29 protein-coding genes are annotated in these 25,743 nt (G+C 60.1%); 8 read left to right on the top strand and 21 right to left on the bottom strand.

The annotated features are described in order from the left end of the window. Nucleotides 1-193 precede the first annotated feature (193 nt). On the bottom strand, nt 194-793 hold the full coding sequence (locus tag QWZ03_RS09675; RefSeq protein WP_290332506.1) for a YybH family protein: 600 nt from the start codon (nt 791-793) through the stop codon (nt 194-196). Nucleotides 794-982: 189 nt separating this feature from the next. Here QWZ03_RS09675 and QWZ03_RS09670 point away from each other — a divergent pair, with 189 nt between their 5' ends. Further along, complete coding sequence (locus QWZ03_RS09670; RefSeq protein WP_290332504.1) at nt 983-1,378, top strand: hypothetical protein; 396 nt, start codon at nt 983-985, stop codon at nt 1,376-1,378. Nucleotides 1,379-1,949: 571 nt separating this feature from the next. Here the strand turns inward: QWZ03_RS09670 and QWZ03_RS20895 are convergent. The 11 genes from QWZ03_RS20895 to cysE all read right to left on the bottom strand — a co-directional run bounded on the left by QWZ03_RS20895 (nt 1,950) and on the right by cysE (nt 10,333). Further along, nucleotides 1,950-2,813, bottom strand: a complete 864-nt coding sequence (locus QWZ03_RS20895) for an isochorismatase family protein (protein ID WP_308447538.1) — start codon at nt 2,811-2,813, stop codon at nt 1,950-1,952. A gap of 178 nt (nt 2,814-2,991) precedes the next feature. Further along, entirely contained in the window at nt 2,992-3,186 is a 195-nt protein-coding gene (iscX, locus tag QWZ03_RS09655; protein ID WP_284196699.1) for a Fe-S cluster assembly protein IscX, read from the bottom strand. Beyond that, the gene (locus QWZ03_RS09650; protein ID WP_290332502.1) at nt 3,183-3,674 is read right to left on the bottom strand and encodes a YbaK/EbsC family protein; all 492 of its coding nucleotides are present in this window, start codon (nt 3,672-3,674) and stop codon (nt 3,183-3,185) included. Before QWZ03_RS09650 ends, iscX begins: the two co-directional genes overlap by 4 nt. Nucleotides 3,675-3,713: 39 nt before the next feature. After that, entirely contained in the window at nt 3,714-4,070 is a 357-nt protein-coding gene (gene fdx, locus QWZ03_RS09645; protein ID WP_290332501.1) for an ISC system 2Fe-2S type ferredoxin, read from the bottom strand. A gap of 106 nt (nt 4,071-4,176) precedes the next feature. Further along, the gene (hscA, locus tag QWZ03_RS09640; protein WP_290332500.1) at nt 4,177-6,039 is read right to left on the bottom strand and encodes a Fe-S protein assembly chaperone HscA; all 1,863 of its coding nucleotides are present in this window, start codon (nt 6,037-6,039) and stop codon (nt 4,177-4,179) included. 164 nt (nt 6,040-6,203) lie between these two features. Next, entirely contained in the window at nt 6,204-6,740 is a 537-nt protein-coding gene (gene hscB / locus QWZ03_RS09635; RefSeq protein WP_290332499.1) for a Fe-S protein assembly co-chaperone HscB, read from the bottom strand. Nucleotides 6,741-6,828: 88 nt separating this feature from the next. Next, complete coding sequence (iscA, locus tag QWZ03_RS09630; protein ID WP_284196704.1) at nt 6,829-7,152, bottom strand: iron-sulfur cluster assembly protein IscA; 324 nt, start codon at nt 7,150-7,152, stop codon at nt 6,829-6,831. 2 nt (nt 7,153-7,154) lie between these two features. Beyond that, complete coding sequence (gene iscU, locus QWZ03_RS09625; protein WP_284196705.1) at nt 7,155-7,538, bottom strand: Fe-S cluster assembly scaffold IscU; 384 nt, start codon at nt 7,536-7,538, stop codon at nt 7,155-7,157. A gap of 129 nt (nt 7,539-7,667) precedes the next feature. After that, nucleotides 7,668-8,876 (bottom strand): IscS subfamily cysteine desulfurase, encoded by a 1,209-nt coding sequence (locus QWZ03_RS09620; RefSeq protein WP_290332498.1) that lies wholly within the window; start codon nt 8,874-8,876, stop codon nt 7,668-7,670. Between the two features lie 73 nt (nt 8,877-8,949). Continuing rightward, nucleotides 8,950-9,441 carry a Fe-S cluster assembly transcriptional regulator IscR gene (iscR, locus tag QWZ03_RS09615; protein WP_284196707.1) on the bottom strand — a complete coding sequence of 164 codons (492 nt, stop codon included), beginning with the start codon at nt 9,439-9,441 and terminating at the stop codon, nt 8,950-8,952. 139 nt (nt 9,442-9,580) lie between these two features. After that, nucleotides 9,581-10,333 carry a serine O-acetyltransferase gene (gene cysE / locus QWZ03_RS09610; protein WP_290332497.1) on the bottom strand — a complete coding sequence of 251 codons (753 nt, stop codon included), beginning with the start codon at nt 10,331-10,333 and terminating at the stop codon, nt 9,581-9,583. A 141-nt stretch (nt 10,334-10,474) separates the two neighbouring features. On the opposite strand from cysE, the gene QWZ03_RS09605 reads away from it, so the two are divergent. Continuing rightward, nucleotides 10,475-12,001 (top strand): Ycf46 family AAA ATPase, encoded by a 1,527-nt coding sequence (locus QWZ03_RS09605; RefSeq protein ID WP_290332496.1) that lies wholly within the window; start codon nt 10,475-10,477, stop codon nt 11,999-12,001. Beyond that, the gene (locus QWZ03_RS09600; protein ID WP_290332495.1) at nt 11,998-12,894 is read left to right on the top strand and encodes an MBL fold metallo-hydrolase; all 897 of its coding nucleotides are present in this window, start codon (nt 11,998-12,000) and stop codon (nt 12,892-12,894) included. The genes QWZ03_RS09605 and QWZ03_RS09600 overlap by 4 nt, the downstream gene beginning before the upstream one ends. A 51-nt stretch (nt 12,895-12,945) precedes the next feature. On the opposite strand, the gene QWZ03_RS09595 is transcribed toward QWZ03_RS09600, so the two are convergent. From QWZ03_RS09595 to QWZ03_RS09560, 8 genes are all read right to left on the bottom strand, one after another. Continuing rightward, entirely contained in the window at nt 12,946-13,476 is a 531-nt protein-coding gene (locus QWZ03_RS09595) for a FixH family protein (RefSeq protein ID WP_290332494.1), read from the bottom strand. Nucleotides 13,477-13,523: 47 nt separating this feature from the next. Beyond that, the gene (gene ccoG / locus QWZ03_RS09590) at nt 13,524-14,975 is read right to left on the bottom strand and encodes a cytochrome c oxidase accessory protein CcoG (protein ID WP_290332493.1); all 1,452 of its coding nucleotides are present in this window, start codon (nt 14,973-14,975) and stop codon (nt 13,524-13,526) included. A gap of 168 nt (nt 14,976-15,143) precedes the next feature. Continuing rightward, the gene (ccoP, locus tag QWZ03_RS09585) at nt 15,144-16,067 is read right to left on the bottom strand and encodes a cytochrome-c oxidase, cbb3-type subunit III (RefSeq protein ID WP_290332492.1); all 924 of its coding nucleotides are present in this window, start codon (nt 16,065-16,067) and stop codon (nt 15,144-15,146) included. After that, nucleotides 16,064-16,234 carry a cbb3-type cytochrome oxidase subunit 3 gene (locus QWZ03_RS09580; protein WP_308447537.1) on the bottom strand — a complete coding sequence of 57 codons (171 nt, stop codon included), beginning with the start codon at nt 16,232-16,234 and terminating at the stop codon, nt 16,064-16,066. Before QWZ03_RS09580 ends, ccoP begins: the two co-directional genes overlap by 4 nt. A 12-nt stretch (nt 16,235-16,246) precedes the next feature. Further along, nucleotides 16,247-16,861, bottom strand: a complete 615-nt coding sequence (gene ccoO / locus QWZ03_RS09575; protein ID WP_290332491.1) for a cytochrome-c oxidase, cbb3-type subunit II — start codon at nt 16,859-16,861, stop codon at nt 16,247-16,249. Between the two features lie 14 nt (nt 16,862-16,875). Next, the gene (gene ccoN, locus QWZ03_RS09570) at nt 16,876-18,330 is read right to left on the bottom strand and encodes a cytochrome-c oxidase, cbb3-type subunit I (protein ID WP_284196715.1); all 1,455 of its coding nucleotides are present in this window, start codon (nt 18,328-18,330) and stop codon (nt 16,876-16,878) included. Nucleotides 18,331-19,124: 794 nt separating this feature from the next. Next, nucleotides 19,125-19,610 carry an FKBP-type peptidyl-prolyl cis-trans isomerase gene (locus QWZ03_RS09565; RefSeq protein ID WP_284196716.1) on the bottom strand — a complete coding sequence of 162 codons (486 nt, stop codon included), beginning with the start codon at nt 19,608-19,610 and terminating at the stop codon, nt 19,125-19,127. 22 nt (nt 19,611-19,632) lie between these two features. Next, nucleotides 19,633-20,109, bottom strand: coding sequence for a peroxiredoxin (locus QWZ03_RS09560; RefSeq protein ID WP_284196717.1), 477 nt, complete (start codon nt 20,107-20,109; stop codon nt 19,633-19,635). Between the two features lie 193 nt (nt 20,110-20,302). Between QWZ03_RS09560 and QWZ03_RS09555 the strand changes: the two genes are divergently transcribed. From QWZ03_RS09555 to QWZ03_RS09535, 5 genes are all read left to right on the top strand, one after another. Then, entirely contained in the window at nt 20,303-21,424 is a 1,122-nt protein-coding gene (locus QWZ03_RS09555) for a cupin domain-containing protein (protein ID WP_290332490.1), read from the top strand. Between the two features lie 95 nt (nt 21,425-21,519). Further along, a complete protein-coding gene (locus QWZ03_RS09550) occupies nt 21,520-21,921 on the top strand; it encodes a YchJ family protein (protein WP_284196719.1) in 402 nt (133 codons plus the stop codon). 124 nt (nt 21,922-22,045) lie between these two features. Further along, on the top strand, nt 22,046-22,498 hold the full coding sequence (locus tag QWZ03_RS09545; protein ID WP_290332489.1) for a GNAT family N-acetyltransferase: 453 nt from the start codon (nt 22,046-22,048) through the stop codon (nt 22,496-22,498). 106 nt (nt 22,499-22,604) lie between these two features. Further along, entirely contained in the window at nt 22,605-23,756 is a 1,152-nt protein-coding gene (locus QWZ03_RS09540; RefSeq protein WP_290332488.1) for a M14 family metallopeptidase, read from the top strand. Between the two features lie 157 nt (nt 23,757-23,913). Then, on the top strand, nt 23,914-25,146 hold the full coding sequence (locus tag QWZ03_RS09535; protein ID WP_290332487.1) for a hypothetical protein: 1,233 nt from the start codon (nt 23,914-23,916) through the stop codon (nt 25,144-25,146). A 56-nt stretch (nt 25,147-25,202) separates the two neighbouring features. Here the strand turns inward: QWZ03_RS09535 and QWZ03_RS09530 are convergent, their stop codons facing one another. Further along, entirely contained in the window at nt 25,203-25,742 is a 540-nt protein-coding gene (locus QWZ03_RS09530) for an AAA family ATPase (RefSeq protein ID WP_290332486.1), read from the bottom strand. Between the last annotated feature and the right edge of the window lies 1 nt (nt 25,743).

Genomic DNA, 25,743 nt, shown 5'->3' with positions numbered 1-25,743 from the left:
ACGTGGGTAGAGCAGGCTCGCACAACAAGAGCGGCTAACAAAACCCAGCGTAGCGGTTCTGGCTAGGCGTGCGAGAGATCGCGCGTGCAGCAGGCGCGCGCAGCAGACAGCACGTGGGTACGGCAAGCTCTCATAACAACGCCAGAAGGGTTTTGTTAGCCGCTCTAAGGCCAAAAGGGATTTGTCGCGGCGATTACACCCTACTACGCCGCCGCCCCAGCCAGTATCCCAGTATCACGCCCAGCAACAGCAACACCACGCCTACGGCCAGGATGCCTCGCAGGGCGTACTCCTTGGTTGCCGTCAGCATGGGGTTATCCAGCAGATTGACCGAGAAATGCAGCTTCACCAGCTTCCAGTTGCCCCCCTCCCTGGCCACGACTGCGGTCCAGCGGGTGGGCATGGTGCGCACGCTACCATCACGGAAGGTGTAAACATCGTTGGAAACGCCATGGACCAGACCCACGTCCTCGCTGAGAAACTGGGTCAGCTCATCGGCCACGGGTGCAGCTTCCAGCTTGTCCAGCAGCCTGTTTTCACCCTGGAACAAGCCATCCCAATAGGCCTTGAAGGCTTCCAGTGAGCTGAACTTCTGGTTGTCGACCGTGATGATGGTGAACTGGGAATGCAGCAACGGGGCCATCGCTTCCAGCTTGCCGCTGTTCAACGCCTGTGTGCCGGTCTTCAGTATATTGCGCAGCGCTTCATGGTCTGCATGCCGGTCCTCGGCCCGCGCAGTCGCGCAAACCAACAGAACCAGCAAGGGCAGCAACATCAGGCATAACCGTTTCATCGCAACTCCATCCAGGTTGGCTAACCCATACAGCCTAGTGCCTGCATGGCGCGATTGCACCCCTAGCAGCCCCTGTCATGCACCAATTCGGCCACCAGCCTGTGGTTTTCCCGCCCATCTTTGCCATGGCAGGGAACTTGGCGCCCAACGGACTAGTCCTAGCCCGAATTGCTCGGCTAAAATCCACCCATGTCCGCTCTCCTCTCTTCCGTCTACAAGCTGTGGCCCGCACTCATTGCAGTGCTGATGCTGCTTGTCCCGGCGCAGGCAGAGCCGCGCGGCGTACCGCCGTCACGCATGGATGCCATGACGCAGTCGCGGGTACCCTGCCATATCGATGCCAAGACCGTCGCCAAGCAGGCGCAAAAGGCCGCTCCCAAGGTCGCCAAGAAGTCCGACTGCTGTGCGGCTGGCGGTAGCAGCGACTGTACTGCCAGATGCGGCAATCAATGCGGCAAGCTCGGCAGCCTGGGGCTGCTGTTCGATTTCTTTGAGAGCCGTCCTGGCTGCCAACCTCGCTCGCTGGCCGACAATTTCAGCGATACCGACCTCCCCACGCCCGACCGGCCACCCAGGCTGATCTGACCTTCCTCGTCTGACCATTAGGTCTCACCATAGCCGCCCATCCTGGCCACGCCTTGTTATTGCCGTGCGCCACCGAGCCATGCCTGCCATACGGCCAGGCACAGCTACCGATATGAGGCGCAGCAGACCTTCTCCTGTGATACCGGTTGCCCATGCCGGGTCTTCATGGGCCTGTACTTGAAAGGACATCCTATGAAACGCAAACTCCTGATCATCGCCTGTGCACTCAGTCTGCCCAGCCTTGCCTATGCCGCCAGTTGCTGTGGCATGACTATCTGCTGCGAGCTGCCTTGCTGCTAAGAGCCGCTAACAAAACCCTTCTGGCGTTGTTGCGCGAGCTTGCCGTACCCACGTACTGTCTGCGCTCGCACGCCTAGCCAGAACCGCTACGCTGGGTTTTGGTAGCCGCTCTAAAGCACCGGGCTTGAACGGAACAGGCCACCTACACAGGTGGCCTGTTCCCAACACTGCAGGCGCCGCACCCACGCCACCCCGGCCTAGCGCACCAACCGGTGCCAGCGGGTACTTGCGTAATCAGGGTTAAAGCATGCTGATGACAGCGCAGTAACGATCAATGCGGCATCAAGCGCACACCGTAACCGCCTCCCAATACCTCCAGCGAGAACAGCCTGTCTATATTGGGATGCTTGCCTGGATGCTTGCGGGCATCCTCCGCATGCTCGGCATATAGCCACTGCCCTAGCCGAGCCGCCTTGGGGGTGATGGCGCCAAAATCGCGGTACAAGGCGTGGTAAAGCGCCAGCGAGCCCGTCTGGCCAGGCCGGTTCTCGATGATGGCCTCCAGCTTGCCCTCGCGCCAAAGCTGCATGCCGCCCAGGTGGTCTATGCGCGGCAGGCAGGCCAGCACCTCCGGGAAGGTAAGGCTGGGTGTCGTTTGCAGCAGTTGCTTGCTGGCCTCGCGGAACTGCGGTACGCGGCTGTCACGCATCCATTCGAACAGCGCCATCTCACGGGTTACGACCGTCACACCTGCCGCAGTCATGCGCGCAATCGCCGCCGCTTTGTCGTCCCGGCTACGCGACCCGATGGCATCAGCCACCAGGAACACCTGCTTGCCAGCAGCCTGCATTTCCAAGGCGGTCTGCAGCACACAAACATGAGCCTCCATACCGCATACCACTACCTGTGGTCGCGTCTCGGCAGCCGTACCCTTCAGGCAGTCTGCCGCCACACAAGAGAAGCTGGTCTTGTCCACCACCGGGGCATCCACAGCAGCAGCCTTCAGCACCGGCAAGGTGCCACCCAAACCTTGTGGATACTGCTCGGAGAACACCACCGGCACCCCATTGAGGCGGGCCGCACTGATTAGCCACTTGAGCGAGGCCACCAGCCGCGGCGCATCATTGACGGCAGCCACCAGTTTCTCCTGCACGTCTACCACCAGCAAAGTACAGGCATCAGGGTGCATCAGCATGGGCGTCTCCTTATGGTTATCCGTAACACCATCGTACCGCGAGCCGCCCTGCTGAAAAAGCAAAAGGGCGTATTGCTACGCCCTTCACTACCCAGCAAGTGCTCACCAAGCCGCAACAGATTATCAAACAGTCACTTAGCTGGTTTGCAACAAGGCAACACAGCAATGATGTGCTGGTTTACTCCGCCTCATCCATCCAGCAAAGCTGTATGGCCTCCAGTATCTTTTCGCCGCAGTGGGCAGGGTCATCATCAAAGCCCTCCAGCTCCAGCACCCATTGCATCAGGTCGGTAAAGCGTACCGTCCTGGGGTCGGTATCCGGAAACTTCTCAGCCAGTTCGATGGCGATATCGCGGGAGTCTATCCATTTCATGCTTTGTTCTCCTGTTTGATGTCCGCCAGCGGTGCATCCGTCAGCAATTGTAGTTCGGCTGGGGTCAGGCGAAATACGCTGTCACTGGTACCGGCAGCCGCCCATACATGTTCGTACTGCAGCAGGTCTTGATCGAGCAGCAGCAAGGGCGCTTCCAGATGCCCTACCGGTGCAACGCCACCAATGGCAAAGCCTGTCTTGCGGCGGACGAAGTCCGCATCGGCACGGGCCAGTGGCTCACCCAGCAGTTGGGCTAACTTGCGTTCATCCACCCGGTTGCTGCCGCTGGCCACCACGACCACCACCCTGTCCGAGCTGACCGCCCGCAGCACGATGGACTTGGCGATTTCGGCCACCTGGCAACCTATGGCGGCGGCGGCATCGGCGGCGGTACGGGTACCAGCCGGAAAAACCTTGATATCGATATTGATGCCCTTGGCCGCCAGGGCGGCTTCGACACGTTGCTGGCTACTCAGTGGCAGGTTCACGGCGTGCTCTCTCGCTGTAGGCGGGTGGTACGGCGGATATCAGATATCCCAGTCCTTATCGTAATGCTCGCGGGCGTGATTGATCGTGTACTTGGGAATTTCCACGGTCAAGTCAGCGCCGGCCACCACTGCCTGGCACGATAAGCGCGACACGCTGGTAAGACCCCAGGCCTTGTCCAGCAGATCGTCTTCCTCTTCCTCGCTGGGCGTCAGGCTGTTGAAGCCCTGCCGCACAATCACGTGGCAGGTCGTGCAGGCGCAGGATTTCTCGCAGGCATGCTCGATGGCGATATCGTGGTTGAGCAAGGCATCGCAAACAGTTACGCCCGTGTCCACCTCAAAGGTGGCACCCTTGGGGCAAAGCTGGTCGTGCGGCAGTACGGTGATGATGGGCATGGTGCTACGCCTCTGTCTTGGTTGGCTTCGTCCCGCATGGGGGCGAAGGCAGCGCGGGTGGCAGCAGCAACATTTGCAGCCCCGCCCACGCTGGTAAATGGTCTATTTATCCGAGTTCGCTGAGCTTTTGCCCAGCCAGGCCCCGTTTTACTGCGGCATCCATGCGGCGGGCAGCAAACTCGCTGGTTGCTTGGTTCAGTGCATCGGTTTGCGCCCGAATCTCTGTGGCAGCCTCACCTGCGCTAGCGGCCTGCAAGCGGGCCAGTGCTGCTTCCACCTCGGCACGCTCCTCGGCATCAAGCAACTGGCCATCGCTGGCGAGTGCCGCACGGGTCGCTGCAATCAAGCTCTCGGCCTCCACCCGCGCCTCGGCCAGGGTGCGCGCAAGCATATCTTCACTGGCGTGCTGCATGGAATCCTGCAACATACGGGCGATTTCGTCGTCAGCCAGGCCATACGATGGCTTCACGGCTATGCTGGCCTCCACCCCGGTGGACTGCTCGCGGGCCGACACTGCCAGCAGGCCATCTGCATCGACTTGGAAGGTCACCCGGATACGAGCGGCACCCGCCACCATGGGCGGTATGCCACGCAATTCGAAACGGGCCAGGCTGCGGCAATCGGCCACCAGCTCACGCTCACCCTGCACCACATGGATAGCCATGGCCGTCTGGCCATCCTTAAAGGTGGTGAATTCCTGTGCGCGTGCGGTTGGTATCGTGCTGTTGCGCGGAATCACCTTCTCCGTCAGCCCCCCCATGGTTTCCAGGCCCAAGGAAAGCGGGATAACATCCAGCAGCAGCCACTCGTCATCGCCCTTGTTGCCCGCCAGGGCATTGGCCTGCATGGCCGCGCCCAGCGCCACCACCTTGTCGGGGTCCAGATTGGTCAGCGGCTCTCGGCCAAAGAAATCGGCCACGGCGCGGCGTACATGCGGCATGCGGGTGGCGCCGCCCACCATCACTACGCCCTTGATCTCGCTCATGTCCAGCTTGGCATCGCGCAGCGCCTTGCGTACTGGGCTGATGGTCTTTTGCACCAGCGGGGCGGTAATCTGCTGGAACACCTCGGCGCTCAGCGCCAGGTCTACGACTTCGCCATCGGCCAGCTTGGCAGTGATGCGGGTCTCGGCATGATCGGTCAACGCCTCTTTGGCTTCGCGCGCGTGGGTCAGCAGCAGGCGGGTGTCGTGATCGCCCAGCAGGCTGAGGCCCGCATTCTCCACAACCCAGCAATAGATGCGCTGGTCGAAGTCATCCCCGCCGAGCGCCGAATCGCCCGAGGTAGACAGCACCTCGAACACCCCTCGGGTCAGCTTGAGAATGGACACATCAAAGGTGCCGCCGCCCAGGTCGTACACGATATAGATGCCTTCGGCAGCGTTATCGAGACCGTAGGCTACCGCTGCAGCAGTAGGCTCATTCAGCAATCGCAGCACATTCAGCCCGGCCAGCGTGGCCGCGTCCTTGGTGGCCTGGCGCTGGGCATCGTCAAAGTAGGCCGGCACGGTAATCACCGCACCCAGCAGTTCGCCCCCAAGGCTGGCCTCTGCACGCTGCTTCAGGTGGCGCAGCACATCGGCCGACACTTCGACCGGGCTTTTTTCACCCGCGACCGTCTTGATCTTGAGCATGCCTGGCGCATCGACAAAACGGTAGGGTGTTGCGGCCGAATCGGGCAAATCCTTCACCCCCCTGCCCATGAAACGCTTGACGGAGACGATGGTATTGCGCGGATCTTCGCTCTGCCGCAGCTGGGCAGCATAGCCGACGGTGGTCTGGCCATCGGCAGCATAGTGCACCACCGAGGGCAGCAGCGTAGCGCCGGTCTCGTCGGCCAGTACGGTGGCCGAGCCACTGCGTACCGTCGCCACCAGCGAATTGGTCGTACCCAGGTCTATCCCTACCGCCAGGCGGTGTTGATGGGGTTCGGCAGCTTGGCCGGGTTCGGCGATCTGGAAAAGAGCCATGTCAGTCCACTCTGGCACGCCAAGCAAAAGCAGCGCACCGGGCTAAAGCCGGTTACTCCGGCATTTCGATTAATGCTTGCGGGTCGAATGCTGGCATCCTGTGCCATCGACATTCAACTCCTACTCAAATCAGCTGTGCAGTCACAGGCTGGAGAGCTATCCGCTCAATCCAGCAGACGCTCGATCGCATCGCCCACTTCCTGCTCCAGCTTCTCCATGAACTTGAGCTTGCGCACCACGGTAGCGGCCTGGGCATGTGCGGCCTGCTCGTCCAACAGCAATCCCAACTCGGTTTCCATGGCACACCCTACGCCCCGCAACTCGCGACCCAGCGCTTCCAGGCTATCCACATCGCTGGCGGCCCTGGCATCGGCAATCGCTTCACGCCATTCCATCTGCTGCATCAGGAAATCCACCGGCATAGCCGTATTGGTTTCCTCCTGGGTATCCACCCCAGCCAGCAGCAGCAAGTAGCGCGCACGTGCCAGGGGAGACTTCAGGGTCTGAAAGGCTTCGTTCACCCGGGTAGCCGCCTGCAGTGCCATACGCTTGTCGGCGTCGGTCAGGCTGGCGGCCTTATCCGGGTGGTATTGCGTCTGCAGAGCACGAAATGCCGTCTCCATGCTGGCCATATCGAGCCTATAGGCGCGAGGCAAGCCAAACAGGGTAAAGTGGTCGTGGCTGAAATCGAAGTGGTTCATGGTGGGAAGCCATCGTGGCAAAGCGTACCGACCGAAAAGCAAGGCACCGCATGGCGGTGCCCGGCTTGTCTACGGTGCAGCTCAGACCTCAGGTATTGAAGCTTTCGCCGCAACCGCATTCGTCCTTGACGTTAGGATTATTGAACTTGAACCCTTCGTTCAAGCCCTCCTTCACGAAGTCGAGTTCGGTACCGTCGATATAGGGCAGGCTCTTGGCATCGGTAAATATCTTGACGCCAAAGCTCTCGAACGCCAGATCTTCAGCCGCAGCCTCGTCCACAAACTCCAGCTTGTAGGCCATGCCTGAGCAACCCGAGGTACGGACGGCCAAGCGCACACCTACGCCACGGCCCCGCTTGGCAATGTATTTGGCGACGTGCTTGGCAGCGCTTTCAGACAGCGACAGTCCCATGATCAGCCCTCGTGTTTGGCCTTGTAATCGGCTACCGCTGCCTTGATGGCATCTTCAGCCAGGATGGAGCAGTGTATCTTGACCGGTGGCAGTGCCAGTTCTTCGGCAATCTGGGTGTTCTTGATGTTCAGGGCTTGATCCAGCGTCTTGCCCTTGACCCACTCCGTCACCAGCGAGCTGGAGGCAATGGCCGAGCCGCAGCCATAGGTCTTGAACTTGGCGTCTTCAATCACACCGCCTTCACCCACCTTGATCTGCAGCTTCATCACGTCGCCACAAGCCGGCGCGCCAACCATGCCGGTGCCTACCGACTCGTCACCCTTGTCGAAGGCGCCAACGTTGCGCGGATTCTCATAATGGTCGATGACCTTGTCACTGTATGCCATGTCGTTTACTCCTGTAAGGGGTGGTGGAGTACGAGGCGGGAAGTCCTCGCTACTGCTCAACAGCCACCCTAGAAACCATTGCTACCAGCCGGGAAACCTGGGTTACCGGCTGCCATCCTTCAGCACCTGTCAGTGTGCAGCCCACTGCACCGTGTTCAGGTCTATGCCTTCCTTGAACATGTCCCACAGCGGGCTCAGTTCGCGCAGCTTGCCTATCTTTTCGTGGATCAGTTTGATGGCGTAATCGATATCCTCAACCGTGGTAAAGCGGCCGATGGTGAAACGAATGGACGAATGAGCCAGTTCATCATTACGACCCAAGGCGCGCAGCACATAGCTGGGCTCCAGCGAAGCCGAGGTACAGGCCGAGCCCGACGACACGGCCAGGTCCTTCAGCGCCATGATCAGCGATTCGCCTTCTACATAGTTGAAGCTGACATTGAGGTTGTGCGGCACGCGCGCATCCATGTCACCGTTCAGATAGACCTCTTCCATGCCCGACACGCCATGCCACAGGCGATCGCGCAGCATGCGGATACGTTCCAGCTCAGTAGCCATCTCTTCGCGCGCCAGCTTGAACGCCACGCCCATGCCCACGATCTGGTGAGTTGCCAGAGTGCCCGAGCGCATGCCGCGCTCATGGCCGCCACCATGCATCTGGGCTTCCAGGCGCACCCGTGGCTTGCGCCGCACGTACAAGGCACCTACCCCCTTGGGGCCATAGGTCTTGTGGGCCGAGAAACTCATCAGATCCACCTTGAGGCTGGACAGATCAAGGGCAATCTTGCCCGTGGCCTGCGCCGCATCGACATGGAACAGGATGCCGCGCTCACGCAGCAGCTCACCAAGTTGCGCGATAGGCTGTATCACGCCGATTTCATTGTTCACTGCCATCACCGACACCAGGATGGTGTCATCGCGCAGGGTAGCCTTGAGCAGGTCGAGATCAAGCAGGCCGTTTTCCATCGGGCTGAGGTAGGTCACCTCAAAGCCTTCGCGCTCCAGCTCACGCATGGTATCGAGCACAGCCTTGTGCTCGGTCTTCATGGTAATCAGGTGCTTGCCCTTGTCCTTGTAGAAATGTGCCGCCCCCTTGATCGCCAGGTTGTTGGATTCGGTCGCACCAGAGGTCCAGACAATTTCCTTGGCATCACAGTTCACCAGCTTGGCCACTTCCTCACGGGCGGCCTCGACGGCCTCTTCGGCAGCCCAGCCGAAGGGGTGCGAGCGGCTGGCCGGGTTGCCAAACTGCTCGGTCAGCCACGGAATCATCTGCTCCGCAACGCGTGGGTCCACCGGGGTGGTGGCGGAATAGTCGAGGTAAATCGGCAATTTCATTTACTACGCTCCATACGATGCATCAACGCCCAGTCGGTCAGGCGGGCCTTATGGCCTCTGTGTGTCAACAGTTTCAGGCCAGGGCCTGGTGTTCTTGCGTGCTCTTGCGCTTGTCGTGCAGTACGCACTCACTGGTGGCCTGGGTGCTGGCACAGGCTGTGCGCTGCTTCTCTATCAGCGTGGCCAGGGTTACCGAGGCCAGGTATTCATAAATAGTGCGATTCAGGTCAGACCACAGGTCGTGCGTCATGCAGCGCTTGTTGTCTTCCAGGCAGTTTTCCTTGCCACCGCACTGGGTGGCGTCCAACGGCTCATCCACCGCCGTGATGATGTCGGCCACCGATATATCGGCCACAGGCCGCGCCAGGCAATAGCCGCCACCGGGGCCGCGCACGCTGTCCACCAGGCTGTTGCGGCGCAGTTTGCCGAAAAGCTGCTCAAGATAGGACAGCGAAATCTGTTGCCGCTCGGAGATACCCGCCAGCGTCACCGGCCCCTTCTGCTCTCGCAGGGCCAGATCCAGCATGGCGGTTACAGCAAAGCGACCTTTGGTGGTCAAGCGCATGGATGTACCTGTTTATACTGTCTGCTTGGGCAAGCGCGCCGCGGGGCACAGGCGGTGTCTGGTGGGCTGGCAAGCGACCTTGATTGAGCCTGAAGGATAAAATACCCGACTTTTTTAGTCAAGATTTTATCCTACTAAATTAGTCAACAATACGGTTCAAATAGTTCGCATCAAATTTGTCTGCCGTAGCCCGTTCCTCGGCGCAATTCACCCCCAAGGACTCCAGCCGGCGCAGTATCAGTTCGATGCGGGCATCGATATTGGTACTGTGGTCCACCAGACCGTGTATGGCCTGCACCATCGGGTCGTCCATCTTGCTGGAGATCGCATAGGCAGAGAAGCCCATCTTCTCTGCCTTGGCTTCACGCGCCTGGGCCACATCATCCGCCACAATGCGGGCCGGTATGCCCACCGCAGTGGCATTGGGAGGTACGTCCTTCACCACCACCGCATTGGAGCCCACCTTGGCACCCGCATGCAGGGTGATCGGTCCCAATATCTTGGCCCCGGCACCGATGATCACGCCGCGCTCCAGCGTGGGATGCCGCTTGCCCTTGTTCCAGCTGGTGCCCCCCAGGGTCACCCCATGGTAGAGCGTACAATCGTCACCGATGATGGCCGTCTCGCCCACCACGATACCCATGCCATGGTCGATAAACACGCGGCGGCCTATGGTGGCGCCAGGATGTATTTCTATGCCCGTGGTAAAGCGGCTGAAATGCGATACCAGCCTGGCCAGCCATTTGAAATTGGCACGCCAAAGCCCATGCGCCAACTGGTGAAAGGTCAACGCATGAAAGCCGGGGTAACAGGTAATCACTTCCCAGGTCGAGCGGGCTGCGGGGTCGCGATCGAACACGACGGCAATGTTTTCACGTAGGCGTGCGAACATTCGGTGGGCTCTGGGAGGCATGGAAAAAGGCCGACTATTTTACTCGACTATTGTGCAGCGCGGAAGCCGCCATCAACCTATCAGCCGCCAACGCTGCGCAATATGCTGCAGTTAGTGTGGGCTGGTGGCTAGAATACGCACATGTTTCCCGCACTCGACCTTCAAGACAAGCCTTCCGAGCAACATCAGCTTGACGTGCTGCTGCATGCAAGACACCCCATCATCACCGTGGAAAGCGACGAAGAGCCACGCTTCCTGGCACTGATAGAACAACTGGCACGGCGCCAGGAGCTACCTCTGTTCTCTTGGACAGCTGTAGACGGCCTGATACGCCGTATCACCTCCGAAACGCAGCGACCGACCGATACCTACGAGTTGCACCATGCCCTGCGACATCTATACAAGTCGCCGCAGAATGGCGTGTTTGTCTTTTTTGACGCCCACCCCTTCCTGGACGATGCCGTCACCATCCGGCTGATCAAGTCACTGGTGCATCAACGCCATCAAACCCAGCGCACCTTGATCTTCTTTGGCCCCGATGTCGATTTGCCAGGCGAACTGAAACGCTTCTCGACCACCTTTACGCTGTCACCACCGTCAGCAGACGACATCCGCAAGCTGATCCACCAGGAGGCTCAGGTCTACGCCAAGCTGCGTGGTGGTACCAGGGTAAAAGCCTCAAACGATGTATTGGAGCAGCTGGTACGCCTGCTGGCCGGCCTGAACATGGACGACATACATCGCTTGGTGCGGGAAGTCATAGACGATGACGGCATGCTGACCGAAGCCGATCTCCGCCATGTAGCCCAAGCCAAGAACCATATCCTCAACCAGGATGGCATGCTCAGCTTTGAGGCTGACACTGGCCGTTTTGCGGAGCTGGGTGGCCTGGCCGGCCTGAAGCGCTGGCTGGCGCTGCGCGAGCATGCCTTTGGCGATACCCAAAACCCCAAGGACAGCCCCAAGGGCCTCCTGCTGACCGGCGTGCAGGGCTGCGGCAAGAGCCTGGCCGCCAAATGCGTAGCCGGTAGCTGGGGCCTGCCGCTGCTGCGGCTTGATTTTGGCGTGCTCTACAACAAGTTTTTTGGCGAGACTGAGCGCAATCTGCGCAGCGCACTGGCCGCTGCAAATCGCATGGCACCCTGCGTGCTATGGATAGACGAAATAGAAAAAGGCCTGGGCACCGACAGCACAGGCGCTGATAGCGGGGTCTCCCGGCGGGTGCTGGGCACCTTGCTGACCTGGATGGCCGAACGCAAGCACCCCGTATTCATCGTAGCGACGGCCAACGATATCGACAGCCTGCCTCCCGAGCTGATACGCAAGGGCCGGCTGGATGAGATCTTCTTTGTCGATCTACCCGGTCACCAAGCACGGGAGGAAATCTGGCGCATCCACCTAGGCCAGCGCAACGAAACCCTCACACCGGCGCAATTGTCTGGGCTGCTGGATGCCAGCGAGGGATATTCAGGCGCCGAGATCGAACAAGCCGTCGTAGCCAGCCGCTTTGCAGCCCAGACCGAAGGACAGCCATTGACTCAAGCACACCTGCTGGCTGAGCTGGCACGTACCCGCCCCCTATCACTGGTCATGGCCGAACGTATCACCGCCATGCGCGAATGGGCGCAGGAACGCGCCGTAATGGCCGATGACGAGGCCGCCGCATGAAGTCCATCCGCTGGCTGCTCCTGCTCTGCAGCCTGGCCGGCCAGGCTGCACCCTCAGTCAGGGTCGCGCTGATCAAGACAGCCGATGCAGAGACACGGGGCATGCTGGCTGTGGCAGGCGGCAGCTGGGACAAGCTGCCGCTGGTGTACACCGCCGTGCTGGTATCCCACCCGCAAGGTGAACTGCTGTTCGATGCGGGGCTCGGCACCCAGGTCGACGCCCAGGTGGAGGCTGACATGCCTTGGTGGACTGGCCCTTTCCTGCGCTACCAGCACCCCTGCCCTGCCGTCCGCCAATTGGCCGGGCGCAAGATCCCCCGCATCATCCTCTCGCACGCTCATTGGGACCACGTCAGCGGCCTGGTCGATTTCCCCGATAGCGAGGTCTGGGTCACCTCGGCGGAGCGTCAGTTCATTGCCAGCGGCACACCACCGACCATCTTCCCCTCACAGGTGCATACACCGCCAATCAAGTGGCGCGAATACAGCTTCGCCCCCCAGGCCTGGCTAGGGTACCAACAGAGTCTTGACCTGTTTGGGGATGGCAGCGCCGTGCTGGTGCCCATGGCCGGCCACACACCCGGCTCTGTCGGCTTGTTCACCCGACTGGCTTCGGGCCGCAGCCTGTTTTTTGTGGGCGATACCATCTGGACCACGCAGGCGCTGGACGGGGCAAGGGAAAAGTCCTGGTTTGCCCGGCAACTGGCCGATAACGACCGCGACGCCACGGCCAGCCAGATACGCCAACTGGCCCAGATAGCCAGCGAGATGCCACAACTGCAGATCGTGCCCGCCCACGACGCTGCCGTGCAGGACAAGTTGGGCTACTACCCCAACTGGGTGGATGAACCGCCAAGCAAGCAGCCCAGTCTTTGCCCTAAGGCCATTCCCTAGCGCGGTCAGGACAGCACTAAAACGCCCACCGGCCGGGATGGCACCCTGGTGTTATTGCGCGGGTACTGCCACCGGCGCCGCCGTTGCGGGCGTGCTGCTCAGGCCTAGCGTCGCACCTGGCCCCACCTTGGCTTCAGCCCGCAAGCGCCACTTGGCCGCCTCGTCTTCCAACTGCACCAGCCAACGCTGGCTGACCAAGGGGCTCGCCAGACGGCCAGACAGCATGGCGCCATCCACCGGCTGCAACGTCACCACCTGATCCAAACCCGATCGGGTGGGGTGGGCAAACCGCAACTTCAAGGGCGCTGGGCTTGCTGGCAAGGGCACCAGCAGCACGCGCACACTTTGGCCGTCCTCGGCCATGAATAGCTGTGCCGACAAACCCAAGGCGCTGGCCTGCTGATCGCGGGCCATCTCCATGCCTATCTCGTTGCCACGCTTGTAATAGTCGTCAACCACCAGGCCATCATTGCTCTGTATGGCCACCTTGATCAGGTGTATGCAGGCCAGCACCGTCACCAGCAGCAAGCCCAGGAAAAGCAGTACGACTGGCTGGCGATACCAGCGATTGGAATCAGACATGGCAAAAAACCCGCTATGAAATACCGGACCCGGCCGGGCCCGGTCTGTTACTGACCGATGAAGCTCGACTTCTCGCGCACCTTGAGCGTCAGGTCATCTGCCGCCTGCACCACAAAATAGATCTTCTTGGAGCCCCGCGTAACCAGCTGCGGCTCCACCTGCACCCGAATGCCCACCACGGCCGAACCATTACCCGGCACCTCGACGATATCGCCCTGGTCGCTCAGCACCTTGAGATCAGGCAAGCCCTCGGCACGAATGACAAAGCGGTGCAACTTCTCGTCGGTATTCTCAATCTGCAGCCGATAGCTATTCTCCACCAGCCCCTCGTCCGTCTCTCGCACCAAGGCATTACGGTCACGCAAGATATTCACCTTGATGGGCGACTTCAGCACCAGTGATACCGCCACTGCCGCCAGCACCAGGAACAATGCCACGCTGTAGATGATCACCCGAGGCCGCAGTATGTGATTGGCGATCTCTTTTTCCGGGTACTTGTGAGCGAGCGCATTCTCGGTGGTGTAGCGCACCAACCCGCGCGGATAACCCATCTTGTCCATGATGCTGTCACAGGCGTCGATACAGGCACCGCAGGCAATACACTCATATTGCAGCCCATCCCGGATATCGATACCCACCGGGCAGACCTGCACGCACAGTTTGCAATCGATACAGTCGCCCTTGCCTTCAGCCTTGTAATCATCTGTCTTCTTGCGGCTGCCACGCGGCTCACCCCGCTCGGCGTCGTAGCTGATGATCAGCGTATCGGGGTCGAACATGGCACTCTGGAAGCGGGCATAGGGACACATGTACTTGCATACCTGCTCACGCATCCAGCCTGCGTTGCCATAAGTGGCAAAACCGTAGAACAGTATCCAGAAGGTCTCCCATGGGCCGGTCGAGAGCATGAGCACCTTGCCGGCCAACTCACGTATGGGGGTGAAGTAACCCACGAAGGTAAAGCCGGTCCACAGCGCGATGACTATCCAGATGGCGTGCTTGGTGTACTTGAGCCGCAGCCGGCGCAGGTTCATGGGGCCGTTGTCCAGCTTGATGCGGGCCAAGCGATCACCTTCCACCCATTTCTCCACCCACAGGAATATCTCGGTGTAGACCGTCTGCGGACAGGAATAGCCACACCATAGCCGCCCGCCTATGGAGGTCCAGACGAACAGTCCAAAGGCACTGGCCAGCAACAGGGCCGTCAGGTAGATCAGATCTTGCGGCAGGAAGATAAAACCGAAGATATAGAACTTGCGATGCACTAGGTCGAACAGCAGCATCTGTCGGTCACCCCAGTGCAGCCAGGGCATGCCATAGAAGAACAGCTGGGTGGCCACCAGCCAGAACCAGCGCCACTGGGTAAACCGACCGGTCACCCAGCGCGGATAGACCTTCTTGTGTTTCTCGTACAGTACCACCTCCTCCAATTCGACCGGGTTATCGGCCGGGGTGGCGGGCACCACCTTGATGGGTATGGTCTTGAAGGTCTTGGACATGGCTTGGGCTCTCAAACATCTCTCGAAAGCGCGGCGCTTTCGGCAAACGTCTGCAGGCGAGGATGTCGCTATCGGCAGGGGTGCAATGGCTATCCTGCACCACAACGCATTGTGCCGGATGGCAGCAACAGCCCGCCTGCGACCGATGGTCGCAGGCGGGCAATCTCATCAGGGCTTGGTGCCTGCTTCAGGCTTGTCCGACAAGCCGTAGACATAGGCCGCCAGCAAGTGAACCTTGCCCTCGCCCAGCGCTTCCTTCCAGGCCGGCATGCGGTTCTTGCGGCCATTGGTGATGGTTTCGGTGATGGCGCGCTCACTGCCGCCATACAGCCAGACCGTATCCGTCAGGTTGGGTGCACCAATCAACTGGCTACCCTTGCCATCGGCCTGGTGGCAAGCCACACACACCTGCTGGTAGGTAGCCTGACCACGTGCGGCCCGCACAGCGTCATACTTCTTGCTGGCCAGCTTTTGCACGTAGTTGGCGACATCCTTGACCTTCTCTTCGCCAAAAGCGACACCAAAGGCAGGCATCTGGCCGGCACGTCCGGCGTTCAGCGTCTCCAGAATCTGCTCCGGCTTACCACCATACAACCAGTCGGCATCCGTCAGGTTGGGGAAGCCCTTGGCACCACGCGCATCCGAGCCATGGCACTGCATGCAATAGGTCAGGAACAGGCTCTGACCCGACTTCTGCGCCGCCGGATCCTTGGCCAGGGTTGCCACATCCACCTTCAGATACTTGTCGTACAAGGGCTTGACGTCCTTGTCCTTGGCAGCCGACTCCTGCTCGTACTGGCCCACGGCCGTCCAGCCCTTGCTGCCCTGGTAAGCACCCAGACCAGGGTACAAGGCCAGATACACCACGGCAAAGATGATGGTCAGGTAGAACAAGCCCATCCACCACATCGGCAGCGGATTGTTGTACTCCTCCAGATCGCCATCCCACTTATGGCCTGTCACATCTGCCTGCTGTCCCTTGGGCAGCTTGACCACGCTCTGCGAAATCAGCAGATAAGTCAGCCAGACCAGGGACAGGACAACGATACCGGCTACCCAATAGCCCCAGAATTCGCTGAAAAAGTCACTCATTGCTTACTCCCGGCCTGCTCGTGCGGCAGGTCGTCGTCATTGATAGGCTGCATGGCCGCTTCATCGAAGCGCTGGCTGGCCGGCTTGCCATAGGCCCACAGGGCGATGCCGACAAAGCAGGTCAGGCCCGCCACGGTGAGAATTTCACGCAGGATATTGATATCCATGTCCGTCACTCCTCAGCGTATGCCCTTGAGCGCCAGGCCCAGGCCCTGCAGATAGGCCACCACCGCATCCATCTCGGTCTTGCCTTCCACCATCTCGGGCGCCTTGGCGATTTCTTCCTTGGTGTAGGGGACGCCAACCTTGGTCAGCGCGGTCATGCCAGCCTGCACCTTGGCCGGATCCACCTTGTTCACCGCCAGCCACGGGAAGGCCGGCATATTGGATTCCGGCACCACGTCACGCGGGTTCATCAGGTGAACTACATGCCACTCATCGGAGTAGCGGCCACCCACGCGGGCCAGATCCGGGCCGGTACGTTTGGAGCCCCACTGGAAGGGATGGTCATACACCGACTCGCCGGCGACCGAGTAATGGCCATAGCGCTCGGTTTCGGCGCGGAAAGGCCGGATCATCTGCGAGTGGCAGTTGTAGCAACCCTCGCGGATATAGACATCGCGGCCAGCCAGCTGCAGCGCGTTATAGGGCTTCACACCCGGCGTGGGCTGGGTGGTGGACTTGGAGAACATCAACGGCAGTATCTCCACCAGCATGGCCACGCTGATGATCAACAGCGTAAACACGATCAGGTAGGCGACGTTTTCTTCGATCAGTTTCTGAATCTTATCCATGACGATTCCTAGGCTCAGGCGTGGGCGTGTTGCGACACAGCGGGCACGGGGGCATCGAATGCCTTGCCCTGCATGATGGTGCGAGCCATGTTGTAGGCCATCAGGAACATGCCACCCAGATAGAGCGCACCACCCAGCACACGGACGTAGTAGTACGGATAGGTTGCCTTCACGCTATCGATAAAGGCGTGGGTCAGGGTGCCGTCCATATTGGTCTGGCGCCACATCTGGCCCTGGGTGATACCGGCCATCCACATCGCGGCGATATACAACACCACGCCTATGGTTGCCATCATGAAGTGCACGTCAATCAACTTGGTCGAGTACATCTTCTCGCGGCCGAACAGGCGCGGAATCAGGTAGTAGATTGAGCCAATGGAAATCATCGCCACCCAGCCCAAGGCACCGGAGTGCACATGGCCTATGGTCCAGTCGGTGTAATGGCTCAGCGCATTCACCGTCTTGATCGACATCATCGGACCTTCAAAGGTCGACATGCCATAGAACGACAGTGCGGTGATCATGAACTTGAGGATGGGGTCGGTACGCAGCTTATGCCATGCGCCAGACAGGGTCATGATGCCGTTGATCATGCCGCCCCAGCTTGGCGCCAGCAGGATGATGGAGAACGCCATACCCACGCTCTGCGTCCAGTCTGGCAGTGCCGTGTAATGCAGGTGGTGAGGACCGGCCCACATATAGGTGAACACCAGCGCCCAGAAGTGCACCACCGACAGACGATAGGAGTAAACCGGACGGCCAGCCTGCTTGGGCACAAAGTAGTACATCATGCCGAGAAAGGCTGCGGTCAGGAAGAAACCCACGGCATTGTGGCCGTACCACCATTGCACCATGGCATCCACGGCGCCGGCATAGGCCGAGTAGGATTTCCAGGCACCGGCCGGTATAGCCATGCTATTGACCACATGCAGCAGCGCCACCGCCAGGATAAAGGCCCCGTAGAACCAGTTGGCCACGTAGATGTGCTTCTGGGTACGGCGAGCAATGGTGCCGAAGAAGACATAGGCGTAGGACAACCACACCACGGTGATCAGGATATCAATGGGCCATTCCAGCTCAGCGTATTCCTTGCCCGAGGTGTAACCCAGCGGCAAAGTAATGGCAGCAGCCACAATGACCAGTTGCCAGCCCCAGAAGGTAAAGGCCGCCAGCTTGTCGGATATCAGCCGCACCCCACAGGTACGCTGCACCACGTAGTAGGAGGTGGCAAACAGCGCGCAGCCACCGAAAGCAAAGATCACCGCATTGGTATGCAGCGGACGCAGGCGACCGAAATGGAAATAGGGACCGAAGTTCAGTTCAGGCCATGCCATCTGGGCGGCGATGATCACCCCCACCAGCATACCGACTATCCCCCAAACCACCGTCATGATGCTGAACTGCCGCACCACCCGATAGTTGAAGGTCTCCACCCCGCCATGGGGCTCAAGCGCAGAATTGGCCTGCATGAAACTCTCCGAGAACGCAAAAAATCCGGTTCGACCGCAAAAACGGGTCCGCTCACGACGAAACGTGTCGTCGTGTTCTTCTCTCCGCGCCGGTCTGGCACATATTCTTGTAAGGGCTGGTTATCCAGCCTCTGGTGCTGTCTACCCCGGCAATGCAGGCCATGGAATACCCATGGCGACGCAGGCTACCGGGCCATCAGCAGGCGACTGGCAGGCGGAGTATGCAAACTCCGTCCGCCGCCTCTATTGATATGCGTCAAGCGGTCGTCAAATACGCCCGAGTGGCGGACAACCACCTGCAAGAAATCGTAGAAAGCTGCTGCAACGCACCAATTTTAGCGCCATGACGGCAGTGTGGGCAATCGAGCTTTTGCTCTGAAGCCCGCATACAGCATAGGTTTTCCCGTATTGAAGATATAAAACGAGAAGCCCTCTCAGCCACCATCGCCCTGCAGCAATTCGCCCACCACCCATTTACTCTACACCCTGCATGGGGTGCCATTGTCTTGAACAATAGACGGCAAGCGGACAGCCTACAAAGCAAAACGGCGAGCAACGCTCGCCATTTCTTGCTGCCGCATCAAATGCTTAGCGCCCGCCATAAGCTCATGACCACCGAAAGGCCAAAGCCTATGGCACGCAGCGAGGCTCCCCGCCTGCGGGCGGGCGTAGGGGTGGGGCTCAATCAAGGAAGAGCCGCTGTCTGAGTACCCCCGACGTAAAAGCACCCGGGTTCCCCGGGTGCCCTCGCCTCGCCTACTTATGCGATGCTGCCTGCCAGCGTAACGCGGCTCTTAGTGGTGATGGCCATGCGGACCATGCACATGGCCATGGTCCAGCTCTTCTGCGCTGGCAGCACGCACTTCCGACACGGTAGCCACAAAACGCAGGCGCTTGCCGGCCAGAGGATGGTTGCCATCAACCACCACCTTGCCATCGGCAATTTCGGTCACAGTGAACAACATCACGTCGCCGGTCTCAGGATCATCAGCCTCGAACATCATGCCGACTTCGATCTCCTCAGGGAACACATCCTGCGGCTCGATGCGAACCAGCTCGGCATCGTACTCGCCGAAGGCATCATCAGGCTCCATCGAGACATCGATCTTGTCGCCGACCTTCTTGCCATGCAGGGCTTCTTCAACGGCAGGGAAAATGCCGTCATAGCCACCGTGCAGATAGACCATGGGCTCATCGGCCTGGGTCTGGTCGAGCAGTTCGCCTGCTGCGTCGAACATTTCATAGTGCAGCGAGACAACCGAATTCTTGACGATTTCCATGAGGGCTTTCCTTGGACGACGCCTAGGCGTCGAGTTGCTGAATAAGTTTGAGCACGTCTGCGGCATGGCCACGTGGAGTAACGTTGTAGAGCGCATGACGCAACGTGCCGTTGCGATCGACAATGAATGTCGAACGTACGGTACCGAATTTTACCACGCCATTGCGTTCCATCTCCCGCAGTGTGTGATATCGACGTGACACTTCTGTTTCAGAATCTGACAACAGCCTCACCATCAAGCCATGCTTGTCGCGGAATACCTCATGGCAGAGCGGGTCATCCAGACTCACGCCCAACACCACGGCATTGGACTTGGCAAAACGGTCAGCCAGATCCGAGAACTCAATGGCCTCGCGCGTACAGCCGGGGTCATCGTCACGGTGATAAAAATACAGCACAACCGTCTTGTCACCCTTAAAATCCGACAGCCTGACCATGTCCATGGCGGCATCGGGCAGTTCAAAATCGGGCGCAGGCCCGCCGGCTTCAAGCATATGCATGCACCCCCGTCTTGAACGAACTCACAACCAACCATCGCGCCGACAACAATCCAGACCCCGCTTGTGCCTTGCCTGCAAGCCCTCTGCCTCGAACAGCATCAGGGCATGCGGCCACCCTCCCACACCTGCTGCTGCACAGCGCGGCGCCGGGTGAGATAATCCGGCCCATACCACTTTTTTCTATATAGCCCATATGCCCAATCCGCCACTCGGCAATCTGACGGCCGAGCAGTTTCTGGCCGACTACTGGCAGAAAAAGCCGCTGCTGATACGCCAGGCTGTTACCCAATTCGATTGGCTGCCTGAACTGCCCGACCTGCTTGCCCTCGCCGGACAAGAAGACGTCGAATCGCGCCTGATCGAACAAAAACAAGGGCGCTGGACCTGCGAGTCCGGCCCCTTCCGGCCATCCCGCTTCAAGAAGCTGGCGGAGGCAGACTGGACGGTACTGGTACAGAACGTCAACCATCACATCCCTTTCGCGGCACAACTGCTATATCGCTTCGATTTCATCCCCCATGTTCGGCTGGATGACCTGATGATCAGCTACGCCCCGGCCGGTGGCGGCGTGGGGCCTCACTTCGACAGCTACGATGTGTTCCTGTTGCAGGTAGGTGGAAAAAAGCGCTGGCGTATCTCATCGCAGACCGACCTGACTCTGGTCGAGGATGCCCCCTTAAAGGTGCTGCAGCATTTCGAGCACGAGCAGGAATGGGTGCTGGAGCATGGCGACATGCTTTACCTGCCACCACGCTATGCCCATGAAGGCGTGGCACTGGAGCCCGGGCAAACCTGGTCGGTGGGATTCCGCGCACCTACAGCACAGGAGCTGGGCGGTGCCTTTCTCGACTTTCTGCGTGACCGTATCGAACTCGATGGCATCTATACCGACCCAGGCCTGACCCTGCCAGCCGACCCGGCACGCCTGCCCGCCGATTTTGTCCGGCAGGTCGCAGGTATGCTGCAAGGCATCAGCTGGGATGAAACCATCGTGCGCGATTTTGTCGGCCGCTACTTCAGCGAGCCCAAGGCCCATGTGTTCTACGATGGCCCTGACGATGACTTGGGTGAGGCGAAATTTGCCAAGGCAGTCGCCAAGCAGGGCGTCGCGCTGGATCTCAAATCCGTCATGCTGTTCGATGACGAGCATGTCTACATCAATGGCGACACCCTGGAGGCAGACCAGGCAGCCCACGCCGTACTCCGGCAGCTGGCCAACCAGCGCAAGCTGCCGCCCGCCAAGTATGAAGAGTCGGTACTGGCCGCGCTGTATGAGTGCTACAACTACGGTTATTTGCAGCTGGGCGCAGGCTGAGCCACGACAAAGCCGACCCTACCAACTCCACGCCCACTTTACCCGACACGATGACCATCGCACCGTCATCGTGCACCACCCATCAGGAATGCATCATGTCCAAACACGAGTTCCCCACAGACTGCCCCTGCGGTAGCGGCAAGCCCTACAAGGAATGCTGCTTCATGCTCCATATGGAAAAAGAAGGCGCCCGCAATCCCGAGGCACTGATGCGTTCGCGTTACAGCGCCTATGTCATGAAGAAGGCCGATTACCTGCTCTATAGCTGGCACCCCGATACCCGCCCGGACGACCTCAACCTCAAGGATGACTCTGCCAAATGGGTAGGCCTGACCATCAAGGGCAGCGAAGCCGGCGGCCCGGATGACGAAGAAGGTACGGTGGAATTCGTCGCCAAGTACAAGATAGGCGGCAAGGCCGCCAAGGTGGCTGAGAAAAGCCGCTTCGTCCGCTACAAGGGCCGCTGGGTCTATCTGGATGGCAAGGTAGAAGAGTAAATACCGCGCTCCGCAACGGCGGGCACAACAGGCCAACGCACCGATGTCATGCAGGCGCTGGCCGACAGCCTGCTTGCGTGCCAGCCACCTAGACTTGATACGCCCCTGGCCGCTCCCCACTACCATGCACATACGCCTAGCCCAAGCCGCCGATGCTAGCGCCATCGCCTCGCTCTACCATGAACTGGTAGACGACCCAGCCATCACGGTGCTGCCGGAACAGATAGAACATCTGGCCGGCAACCCCGACCAGGGCCTGCTGGTGGTCGAGCACCAAGGTCGCCTGCTGGCAACTGTCCACCTGCAATTCTGTCCAGACACCATGTACGCCCGCCAGCCCTATGCCCTGCTGGAGAACCTGGTAGTCGCCGCCAGCGCGCGCGGCCAGGGCATAGGCGCCTTGCTGCTGGCCGAAGTAGAGCAGCGTTGCCTGGCGCGCGATTGCTCCAAGATCATGCTGCTCAGCACCGCCAGCCGCCTCGATGCCCATCGCTTCTTTGCTGCACAGGGCTACGATGGTGAGCGCAAGCGCGGGTTCGTGAAATACCGGCGGAATTTCCGTAGCGATGCCATCTGATGGCCATCGCGCCGGGCCAAACGATATAAACAGCAATTCGTCGCGGTAATCGCTAAACTCTGCGCGTCCAACCTGCCGCTGCGGCGGCATAGCCCAGAGTACGCCCATGACCCAACTGCATATCTCCACCGCTTTCGATTCCGGCGCCATCGAGGTGGTCAGCCTGGCCGATCATCGCGATATCCAGCTCAAAATCAAGCCCGACAACGCCAGCGAATTCGCCCAGTGGTTCCACTTCCGCCTGCAGGGCGCCGCCGGCCTGCCCGTCAGCATGCGCTTTCTCAATGCAGGCAGCAGCGCCTACCCCAAGGGGTGGCCCGACTACCGTGTGGTGGCCAGCTACGACCGCCAGCACTGGTTCCGCCTGCCCACCAGCTTTGATGGCCAGGTGATGACCACCCAGCTCACCCCGCTGGCACAAAGCGTCTACTTTGCCTATTTCGAACCCTACTCGTACGAGCGCCACCTCGATCTGATCGGCTTTGCTACCGAATCAGACAAAGTCGAGGTCGAGCACCTGGGCCAGACGCTGGATGGCCGCGACATGACCCTGCTGCGCATCACCGATGAAGAAAGCACCACGCCGCTGGCGCAGAAGAAGAAGGTGTGGCTGATTGCCCGCCAACACCCAGGCGAGACCATGGCCGAATGGTTTGTGGAAGGCTTCCTGGAGCGCCTGGTGGACAGCGACGACCCGGTCAGCCGGGTGCTGCTAGGCCAGTGTGTGTTCCATGTGGTGCCCAATATGAACCCCGACGGCGCCGCCCGTGGCAACCTGCGCACCAATGCCGCCGGTGCCAACCTCAATCGCGAATGGGGCAACCCCACGCTGGAACGCTCGCCCGAAGTCTTGCTGGTACGCCAGAAGATGCAGGCTACCGGTGTCGACCTCTTCCTCGACGCCCATGGCGACGAAGCCCTGCCCTACAATTTCGTGGCCGGCTGCGAAGGCAACCCCGGCTACACACCCAGGCTGGAAGCACTGGAAAACGCCTTCAAGCAAGCCTGGATCAGCGCCAGCCCAGACTTCCAGGACAAGTTTGGCTACGAGCGCGACAAGGCCGGCGAAGGCAACCTCACCCTGGCGACCAACTGGGTGGGACAGAACTTCGATTGCTTGTCCTACACCATAGAAATGCCGTTCAAGGACAACGCCAACCTGCCAGACGAAGAATACGGCTGGAGCGGCGAGCGCTCGAAAAAGCTGGGGGCCGGCGTGCTGCAACCCATCCTGGCCGTGCTAGACCAGCTACGCTGATACTGCAAACCCACCAAGCGGCCTTCTGGCCGCTTTTTCTTTTGCGCAACAAGCGACTACCGATCATCGCCTTAAGCCCAAATCGGCCTTGCCATCGCCGTCGGCGCTCGACCATACCGGTGTTATCCAATAACCACACTGCAGCAGGAGGCATATCATGGAGAGACACCGTCATATCGTCCGCAGTTGCCTGTTTGGCCTGGCCCTGGCAGCCCCCGTCGCCTGGGCCGGGGTATTCGATATCACCGCCACCGTGAATGGCCAGACTCAATCCCGCCAGTACGACACGGCCGAGGATGCCCTGGCCGCCACCACCGATGCCGGCATGCGCGCGTTGATCGCCAGCTACAACGGTACCGAAACGGCCAGCCTGAAGCTGGATTTCCGTGGTGTGAACATGTTGTTGGCCTATCCGACCCAAGGCAGTACCCTGCTGCGACTGGATATCCCGGTGCTCAACCTGAGCCAGACCTTCCAGGGGGCAAGCCGCAATGCCAGCGAGGACTTGCTGAAGGAGTATTTCAAGAAGAACCCGGATCTGCTGTCGCGGCTGCAGCGGGCGCTGGTCGAAACCTCACCGGTAGACCCGGTGGCCGGCAACCCCAACAGCATGATGAGCCGTGGTGCGGCGCAAGACTACGGTCTTGGCCTGGTCAGCCCCAGCCAGGCCAGTGGCAAGGCCGACAAGCCCAGTGGATTGGTAGGGTTCATGCCCAGCTATACCAAGCTGGTAGCCAATGGCGTAAGCAATCCACGAGATATGGATAGCGATGCTGCCAGCCTACCCTTGTCCTACTCCCGCCAGTTCGAAACACCTGGCCGTGAGCTGACCATCTACGTGCCCTTGGCACAGACCGATGTGGAAGGCGCCAAGGCCTACGACGTGGGGATGTCGCTGACCTATCGCGGCCCGATATCGGAGCAATGGTATCTGGCCTTCACGGGTGGCCTGCGCGCCACCGGCTCGCCCGATCTGGGCTCTGGCGTGGCCATGGGCAATGCCACCATTACCAGCAGCTATGTGATACCTGGCAAGGACTTCAGCTTCACCATCGGCAATATGGTGGGCTTCTACAAAGCGCTCAAGCTCAAGGTCAACGATGTCGCCTACGACCCCGACATACGCAACACGGTATTCCGCAACGGGGTGCTGATCGAGCAAAACTCCACCATGATGCTGGGTGACGAGCCGGTGACCTGGGAATACGCCCTGGTCGATACCCGTTATACCGGCACCCGCCTGTTCAACCGCAATCAACAGGAGGTCAGCGTCACCTTTGGCAGCAAGCGGGCCGCCAATGCCCGCACCAGCAGCATGCGCGGCGGTCTGAGCTATATCCGCGCGCCACACGCCAAGGGATTCAGCCTCAGCTTTGGCTATTGGTTCTGATACAACCTACTGGCCAGCCCCCTAGCCTGTGCAACGCACCAAGGGGGCTGCCAACCTTAGACGGGGCTTGGCGAAGATGGCAGCCCCAACGCAGCCAGCACGGCCTGTACCCGCGCCGCCGGGCTGCCCTGTACCACGATATGGGCGGCGCCAGCCTGCATCAAGGCATCGCGATAGCGTGCAAACAAGGCCTCTCTGTCCTCGGGATTCTCTCTCAATGGGTCGGGCTCCCAGGCGATATCGGGCGTGGGCAGCACATGCAGCACATAGTCATCGGCTTGCCAGCAGGCTCGAATTGTTGCTGGGCAATGCCCAAAACGCACCTCGGCCCAGATCATGCAAACCAGTGCGTTGGTGTCGCACACCAGCCAGTCGCTCCGGTCGCTGCCCTGCCAACGCCGCGGCTCGACCTCGCCAGCCAGCTGACCCTGCGCAATAGCCACGACATCCGCCAGGCCATAAGCGACGGTCGCGCGTGTTGCCAGATAATGCCGCGCATACTCGGGCAGCCAAGCCGCATCCAGTGCCTGCGCCAGATCCTGGCTCAATGTCGTTTTACCGGATGACTCGGCACCCACTACCGCAATCTTGCGCATG

Origin of the sequence: Chitinimonas viridis, from assembly GCF_030409555.1 — a bacterium.
Taxonomy (GTDB): Bacteria; Pseudomonadota; Gammaproteobacteria; order Burkholderiales; family Chitinimonadaceae; genus Chitinimonas; species Chitinimonas viridis.
The sequence above is the reverse complement of the archived record's forward strand: the minus strand, read 5'-3'. Positions and strand labels throughout refer to the sequence as shown.